The sequence below is a fragment of the Bradyrhizobium sp. genome, from assembly GCF_016219575.1.
GTDB lineage: Bacteria > Pseudomonadota > Alphaproteobacteria > Rhizobiales > Xanthobacteraceae > Bradyrhizobium.
Genome location: NZ_JACRMG010000039.1, coordinates 105,573 through 113,188 on the forward strand (window position 1 = coordinate 105,573; position 7,616 = coordinate 113,188).

Annotated in this window: 8 protein-coding genes; all 8 read right to left on the reverse strand. The window is 66.0% G+C overall.

Annotated features, from left to right (window positions below):
* Positions 1-9 precede the first annotated feature (9 nt).
* The 8 genes from HZB49_RS28565 to sppA all read right to left on the reverse strand — a co-directional run bounded on the left by HZB49_RS28565 (position 10) and on the right by sppA (position 7,236).
* On the reverse strand, positions 10-1,353 hold the full coding sequence (locus HZB49_RS28565; protein WP_291617483.1) for a folylpolyglutamate synthase/dihydrofolate synthase family protein: 1,344 nt from the start codon (positions 1,351-1,353) through the stop codon (positions 10-12).
* Positions 1,350-2,291 (reverse strand): acetyl-CoA carboxylase, carboxyltransferase subunit beta, encoded by a 942-nt coding sequence (gene accD, locus HZB49_RS28570; RefSeq protein ID WP_291617484.1) that lies wholly within the window; start codon positions 2,289-2,291, stop codon positions 1,350-1,352. The genes HZB49_RS28565 and accD overlap by 4 nt, the downstream gene beginning before the upstream one ends.
* 114 nt (positions 2,292-2,405) lie before the next feature.
* Complete coding sequence (trpA, locus tag HZB49_RS28575) at positions 2,406-3,242, reverse strand: tryptophan synthase subunit alpha (protein WP_291617485.1); 837 nt, start codon at positions 3,240-3,242, stop codon at positions 2,406-2,408.
* A complete protein-coding gene (gene trpB, locus HZB49_RS28580) occupies positions 3,239-4,456 on the reverse strand; it encodes a tryptophan synthase subunit beta (RefSeq protein WP_291617486.1) in 1,218 nt (405 codons plus the stop codon). Before trpB ends, trpA begins: the two co-directional genes overlap by 4 nt.
* Positions 4,457-4,529: 73 nt before the next feature.
* Entirely contained in the window at positions 4,530-5,258 is a 729-nt protein-coding gene (locus HZB49_RS28585; RefSeq protein ID WP_291617487.1) for a phosphoribosylanthranilate isomerase, read from the reverse strand.
* A 54-nt stretch (positions 5,259-5,312) separates the two neighbouring features.
* On the reverse strand, positions 5,313-5,693 hold the full coding sequence (locus HZB49_RS28590; protein ID WP_291617488.1) for a LapA family protein: 381 nt from the start codon (positions 5,691-5,693) through the stop codon (positions 5,313-5,315).
* A gap of 82 nt (positions 5,694-5,775) precedes the next feature.
* A complete protein-coding gene (locus HZB49_RS28595) occupies positions 5,776-6,081 on the reverse strand; it encodes an integration host factor subunit beta (protein ID WP_291617489.1) in 306 nt (101 codons plus the stop codon).
* Between the two features lie 174 nt (positions 6,082-6,255).
* Positions 6,256-7,236 (reverse strand): signal peptide peptidase SppA, encoded by a 981-nt coding sequence (gene sppA / locus HZB49_RS28600; RefSeq protein WP_291617490.1) that lies wholly within the window; start codon positions 7,234-7,236, stop codon positions 6,256-6,258.
* Between the last annotated feature and the right edge of the window lie 380 nt (positions 7,237-7,616).

Consider the following 7,616-nt stretch of genomic DNA (forward strand, 5'->3'; position numbering starts at 1 on the left):
CGGCGATTCCTATCCCGGCGGCGTGCCGTTCAGCGCCAGCACATGACCGGCAAGATAGAGCGAGCCGGTAACCAGGATACGCGGCGGCGTTTCATAGGCGAGCTTCGCCAGCGAACGCAACGCCGCCTCGACGCCGTCGGCGATCTCCACGCGCATGCCGAGCTGCCGCGCCGCGTCGGCGAGGCGGTCGGGCTGCATCGCGTTGTCCGTATCGGGAATCGGCACCGCAACGATGTGACGGGTCTGTCCGGCAAAATTGGCGAGGAAGCCGCCGGCATCCTTGTTGCCCATCATGCCCGCGACGATCACGAGCTGGCGCGGCACGCGTTCTTCGAGATCGCCGAGCGCCGCCGCTGTGACGCGGCCGCCTTCGGCATTATGGCCGCCGTCGAGCCAGATTTCCGAGCCTGCGGGCGCGAGCTCGATCAGCCGGCCCGCCGAGAGCCGCTGCATCCGCGCCGGCCATTCGGCGCCGACGATGCCGGCCTCGAACGCGGCATGGCTGATCCTGAAGGCGTCTGTCGCGCGCAGCGTCGCGATCGCAAGCCCGGCGTTATCGAATTGATGGCGGCCGAACAGTTTTGGTGCGGCAAGATCCATCAGGCCGCGCTCGTCCTGATAGACGAGCCGCCCGCGCTCGATGCCGACATGCCATTGCTGACCGGCTGCAAACAGCGGCGCGCGCATGCGGCCAGCCTGCATCTCGATCACCGCCATCGCCTCGTCGGCCTGCTCGGCACAGACCACAGGCACGCCGCGCTTGATGATGCCGGCCTTCTCGCCCGCGATCGAGGCCAGCGTGTCGCCCAGGAATTCCATGTGATCCATGCTGACCGGCGAGATCACGCTCGCCAGCGGCTTCTCGATCACGTTGGTCGAATCCAGCCGCCCGCCGAGGCCGACTTCGAGCAGCGCGACATCGGCCGGGTTGTCGGCGAACAGGCAGAAGGCTGCCGCGGTCTTGCTCTCGAACACCGTAAGCGGCGCGCCGGCATTGGCCTGCTCGCAACGCCGCAGCGCAGCCGTCAGTTCAGCGTCGCCGGCGAGAACGCCTCCGCCGGCGCGGCCGAGCCGAAAGCACTCGTTGACCCGCACCAGATAGGGCGACGTGAAGGCATGGACGCGATAGTCGGCGGCTTCCAGCGTCGCCCGCAGATAGGCGACGGTCGAGCCCTTGCCGTTGGTGCCGGCGACGTGGATCACCGGCGGCAAATTGCGCTCGGGATGGCCGAGCCGCTCCAGCACGCGGTGCATGCGCTCGAGGCTGAGGTCGATCTTGACCGGATGCAGCGCCGACAGCCGCGCGATCACTTCGTGGAGCGGCGAGGCGGGACTGGCCGCAGGCGCGTTCACGCGTGCGGCGCAGCCGGCACCGATTCCGGCGCCGATATGATCTGCGTGGGATCGGTGACCTCGGGCGCCGGCTTGGATTCGGTCTCCGCCGCCGGCGACTTCATCAGGAGGCGGCAGAGCCGCGCCAGCGTCGGGCGCATCTCATGGCGATGCACCACCATGTCGACCATGCCGTGGTCGCGCAGATACTCGGCGCGCTGGAAACCCTCCGGCAGCTTCTCGCGGATGGTCTGCTCGATGACGCGCGCGCCGGCGAAGCCGATGAGCGCGCCGGGCTCGGCAATCTGGACATCGCCCAGCATCGCGTAGGACGCGGTGACGCCGCCGGTGGTCGGATTGGTCAGCACCACGATGTAGGGCAGCTTTGCCTCGCGCAGCATCTGCACGGCTACCGTCGTACGCGGCATCTGCATCAGCGACAGGATGCCTTCCTGCATCCGCGCGCCGCCGGAAGCGGCGAACACGATGAAGGGCGACTTCTTCTCCAGCGCGAGCTCCATGCCGCGCACCATGGCTTCGCCCGCTGCCATGCCGAGCGAGCCGCCCATGAAATCGAAATCCTGCACCGCGACCACGACGGCGGCGCCCTCCAGCTTGCCGTAGCCGACCTTCACCGCATCGTTCAGCCCGGTCTTGGCGCGGGCGTCTTTCAGGCGGTCGACATATTTGCGCTCGTCGCGGAATTTCAGGGGATCGACCGTGACCTCCGGCAGCGCGATGTCGTACCAGGTCTCGTTGTCGAAGATCGACTTCAGACGTGCCACCGCGCCCATGCGCATGTGGTAGTTGGAGCCGGGGATGACGAACTGGTTGGCCTCGACGTCCTTGTAGAACACGAGCTGCCCGGAATCCGGGCACTTGATCCAGAGATTCTCCGGCGTCTCACGCCGCAGCATGTTGCGGATTTTCGGCCGGACGACGTTGGTGAGCCAGTTCATGGTTCGCTCCGAAATGCGGGTGGGTACGCATTCATCTGGATTACCGGACTATATGGCGGCCCGGACAACCCCGGGCAAGCCATCTCTTGAAGCTAAATCGCAGGCAAAAATGGCCTATTCAGCCGCCTGCTTCGCTCCGCGGACGCCCTGCGCCAGCGAGGCCACCATATCAGCCACCGCCGCGACGGTCTTGCCGGTCGCTTTCCCCTGCGCATCGAGGCTATCACGTAGCGCATCCACCAGTGCGGTGCCAACCACGGCGCCATTGGCCGTCTCCGCAATCGCGCGCGCCGCCTCCGGCGTGCGGATACCGAAGCCGACACACACCGGCAGCTTCGTATGCCGCTTGATGCGCGCGACTGCATCGCCAACGGCAGCGGAGTCGGCCGCAGCCGCGCCCGTGATCCCGGTGATGGAGACGTAATAGACAAAGCCCGACGTGTTCGCGAGCACGGCCGGCAGTCGCTTGTCATCGGTGGTCGGCGTCGCCAGGCGAATGAAGTTGAGCCCGGCCTTCAGCGCGGGGATGCAAAGCTCGTCATCCTCCTCCGGCGGCAGGTCGACGATGATGAGGCCATCGACGCCGGCGGCCTTGGCATCCACGAGGAACCTGTCGACGCCATAGATGTAGATCGGATTGTAGTAGCCCATCAGCACCAGCGGCGTGGCGTTGTCGTCCTTGCGGAAGCCGCGCACCAGCTCCAGCGTCTTCCTGAGCGTCATGCCGCCCTTGAGCGCGCGCAGACCCGCAGCCTGAATCGACGGCCCGTCCGCCATCGGATCGGTAAAGGGCATGCCGATCTCGATGACGTCGGCGCCGGCCTTGGGCAGCGCCTTGATGATGTCGAGCGAGGTGGCGGGATCGGGATCGCCGGCCATCAGGAAGGTGACGAAGGCCGAGCGGCCTTCCTTCGCGAGTTCGGCAAAGCGCGTGTCGATACGGGTGGTCACTGCTTCCTGCCTTTCAGGATCTCCGTGATCTGCGGAATGTCCTTGTCGCCGCGGCCGGACAGGTTGACGACCATCAGGTGATCCCTGGGCCGCTTCGGCGCGAGCTCCTTGACCTTGGCGATTGCATGTGCCGACTCCAGCGCCGGCGGGATGCCCTCCAGCCGGGACAGCAGCATGAAGGCGTCGAGCGCCTCGTCGTCGGTTGCCGACAGATAGGTCACGCGGCCGGTCTCGTGCAGCCAGGAATGCTCCGGCCCGATGCCGGGATAGTCGAGCCCGGCCGAGATCGAATGCGCGTCCTGGATCTGGCCGTCGTCGTCCATCAAGAGATAGGTGCGGTTGCCATGCAACACGCCCGGCCGTCCGCCTGCGATCGAGGCGGCATGAAGTTGCATCAGGCCATGGCCGGCCGCCTCGACGCCAAAGATTTCAACGGAGGGTTCGTCGAGGAAGGGGTGGAACAGCCCCATTGCATTGGAGCCGCCGCCGATGCAGGCGATCAGCGAATTCGGAAGACGGCCTTCGTGCTCCAACATCTGCTGGCGCGTCTCATCGCCGATTACCGACTGGAAGTCGCGCACCATCATCGGATAGGGATGCGGGCCCGCCACCGTGCCGATGCAGTAGAAGGTGTTGTGCACGTTGGTGACCCAGTCGCGCAGCGCCTCGTTCATGGCATCCTTCAGCGTGCGCGTGCCCGACTGCACGGGCACGACCTTGGCGCCCAGCATCTCCATGCGGAACACGTTCGGCGCCTGACGGGCGACGTCGACCGCGCCCATATAGACCACGCATTCGAGCCCAAAGCGCGCGCACAGCGTCGCGGTCGCAACGCCATGCTGGCCGGCGCCGGTCTCGGCGATGATGCGCTTCTTGCCCATGCGCCGCGCGACCATGATCTGGCCGAGCACGTTGTTCACCTTGTGCGAGCCGGTGTGGTTCAGCTCCTCGCGCTTCAGGTAGATCTTGGCGCCGCCGAGGTGCTCGGTGAGACGCTCGGCGAAATACAGCGGCGACGGCCGGCCGACATAATCCTTGAGATAGCCGTTCATCTCGGCCTGGAACGCCGGATCGGCCTTGGCCGCGGCATAGGCCTTTTCAAGATCGAGGATCAGCGGCATCAGCGTTTCCGCGACAAAGCGGCCGCCGAACTTGCCAAAATGCCCGTGCTCGTCGGGACCGCTGCGGAAGGAATTTGGGAGTCTTGGATTCATCGAACCGTCAATTCTTGTGTTGGCCTCTTACTCCCTCTCCCCGCCCTTGCGGGGAGAGGGTTGGGGTGAGGGGCTAGCCCCGCAAATTCGTTGAGAGTTGAGCGCGCGGAGACTCCCCCTCACCCGGATCGCTGACGCGATCCCCGTGAGGTAAAGAGAGGTGTGTGGCGCGCGCGGCGCGGATGAAGTCGCGGATCATGTCGGGGTCCTTGACGCCGGGCGTGCGCTCCACGCCTGACGACACGTCAACGCCGCCGGCCCGCGTGACGCGGACCGCCTCGGCGACGTTGCCGGCATGCAAGCCGCCCGACACCATGAAGGGCAGCCTGAGATCGAGGTTTTCCAGCAGATGCCAGTCGAAAGCCGCGCCCAGCCCGCCCGGACGCGTGGCGCCCCTGGGCGCGCGGGCGTCGAACAGGATGCGGTCGGCAACCGCAGCATAGCCGGGCAGGCCCGCGAGGTCGGCTACGGTCTCCACCGGCAGCGCCTTCATCACGGGCAAGCCGAACTTCTGCTTGATGTCGCGCACCCGCGCCGTCGTCTCCTTGCCGTGGATCTGCAGGATATCGGGATGCAGCGCATCGATGATGTTCTCGAAGGTCGCGTCGTCGGCATCGACCGTGAGCGCCACCTTCACGGCACGCCCCCCGGCGTGGCGACCGAGCTCGCGCGCCGTCTCGAGCGAAAGGTGCCGTGGCGAGGGCGGGAAGAACACGAAGCCGACCATGTCCGCGCCAGCCTCCAGCGCGACGTCGAGCGTCTCGCGCGTGGACAGGCCGCAAATCTTGACGAGCAGGGACATGGTTCCTTCGGACCGCAAAAGGGCTGAAATTTCGGGCGGCTGACGGGGCGGGTTCTACAACGTCGCGCCCTGCTTGTCTCGCTCGACGGACCCGTAAATGCCCCCCTGCGCGAGCGCCGGATAGCGCTGCTCGCGCGCCGCCTGGCTGCGCAAGTCGGCCAGTTGGGTCCGCATCTGGCGGGCCTCGGCCTCATGCTGGCGGGCGGCACGGCGCCATTTGCCCTGCCGGAACCAGCTCGCCATGCCCCCGGCCAGAACGCCGAGGATCGCCACCGCAATGATCACCACGAACAGCGGCAGCGTCACCGCGACCGTCGGCGTCACCGAATTGAACGGGTCGAACGACACCGTCACCAGATGGCGGTTGGCGACCGCGAAGATGACGAAGAAGATGCCGAGGGGAATGACGACCAGCGCGGTGAGGAATTTTCGCATGACCATCTCCCGTCTGAATCGAGGTTACCGGACGGGTCCGGCGGCGAGTGCTGCAGGCCGAGCCGGGCCGCTGAAAAACGCTTTAGCTGCCGGCCTCGGGCGTCGCCGGCTCGCGATTCAGCCGCTCGCGCATTTCCTTGCCGGTCTTGAAGAACGGCACGCTCTTCTGGTCGACCGGCACATGGGCGCCGGTGCGGGGATTGCGCCCGGCGCGGGCCGGGCGATGCTTGACCGAGAAGGCGCCGAAGCCGCGCAGCTCGACCCGGTCGCCGCGCGCCAAGGCAGCCACGATCTCATCGAGAATCGCGTTGACGATATTCTCGACGTCCCGCTGGTAGAGATGCGGGTTGTGCTCGGCTATGCGCTGAACGAGTTCGGATTTGATCATCGAGGAATGGACCCGGGACCGTTTACTTCAGCCATTTCCGTGAAAATGCCTTGATCTGTCAAGACGCTAAATCAATTTTGGGCAGCGCGAAAGGACGTGACAGGCGGCCCCGGATGGCCCTGTCGCGACACAAGCAAAGCGGGTGCGGCGCGGGAGGGGGGCGAATTCCGCCCCCTAGTTGGAGGCGGCGGGCTGCCAGAGCGCCAGCATCCCGTCCATCGAGAGGCGGTCCACCGCCTGGCTGACCCCGGACTGCTCGAGACGGCGGGCGATGCCACCCAGGCCGACTGCCTCCAGGGTGATCGAGGTGGCCGCGCGCAGGAAGGTCAGGTCACCGAAGCGCGGCTGCAGCTTGTAGTCCCGCACCGGCAGTCCCTTCTTGATGTTCTTGTTCGCTTCCAGCCACGCCACCGCGGCCTTCTCGTCGCCGAGCGCGTCGACGAGTTTCAGCTCGACCGCCTGGCGGCCGGTGAAAACGCGGCCGTCGGCGACCTTCTCGATCTGCGCGTCGTCCATGCCGCGGCGTTCCTTCACCAGACCGCGGAACCAGGCATAGGAATCCTTGACCAGCGCGTCGATTGCGGCGCGTGCCTCGGGGCTGGTTGGCTCGAACCCGTTGGGCGCAGCCTTGAGCGGCGAGGACTTGATTTCCTCGACCTTCACGCCGACGGTCTTCATCAGCTCGGTGAAATTCGGAAACTGGAACAGCACGCCGATCGAGCCGACCAGCGAGCTTTGCTGCGCCACGATGTGGTCGGCGGCGATCGCGGTGATGTAGCCGCCGGACGCGGCCAGTCCTTCGACGACGACCACCAGCGGCTTTTTCGCCTTCAGCCGCACCAGCGAATCGTAGAGCTGTTCGGAGCCGGCGGTGGTGCCGCCGGGCGAGTTGATGTGCACGATGACGGCGGCGGCCTGCGACTTCTCCAGCCGCTCCAGCGCCTCGACGCGGTCGGAGTCGCTGCGGATCAGCCCGTCGATTTTCACGCGCGCGATCGAGCTCGTCGAAGCCAGCGTGCCGCGGCCGCCCGGCGCCACGACGACACCGACCGCAACCACGGCGAGGATCGCGACCACGGCGGCGGCAACGCGCCAGAAGGTCAGCTTGCGGCGAATCCTGCGACGATCGACGATGACGTCCGAATCCAGCGACATCGAAATTCTCCTGAAAACAGTGCGCGCGCTTTTGCCTGCGCAGCGTAATGATCGGCTTATCTGATTACATCAATTGCGACGCAATTTGAAGAAAACAAGGCCCCTGCCCCTTCCTTCTCCCCTTGTGGGAGAAGGTGGCGCGGACGAAGTCCGCGACGGATGAGGGGTTCTCTCGGCAGTTGCAGTTCTTTCAATGAGAGCTCGACCCGCGGAGACAGACCCCTCACCCCGCTTCGCTTCGCGAAGCGACCCTCTCCCACAAGGGGCCTGTTGCGTAATTCGGCGATTGTGATTCTCTGAGACGTGGCCTTGGGAGATCGCGATGGCAGTGAAGCAGACCGGACAACCGAGCTTTATGGAAGTGCTATTGCCGAAGGGGG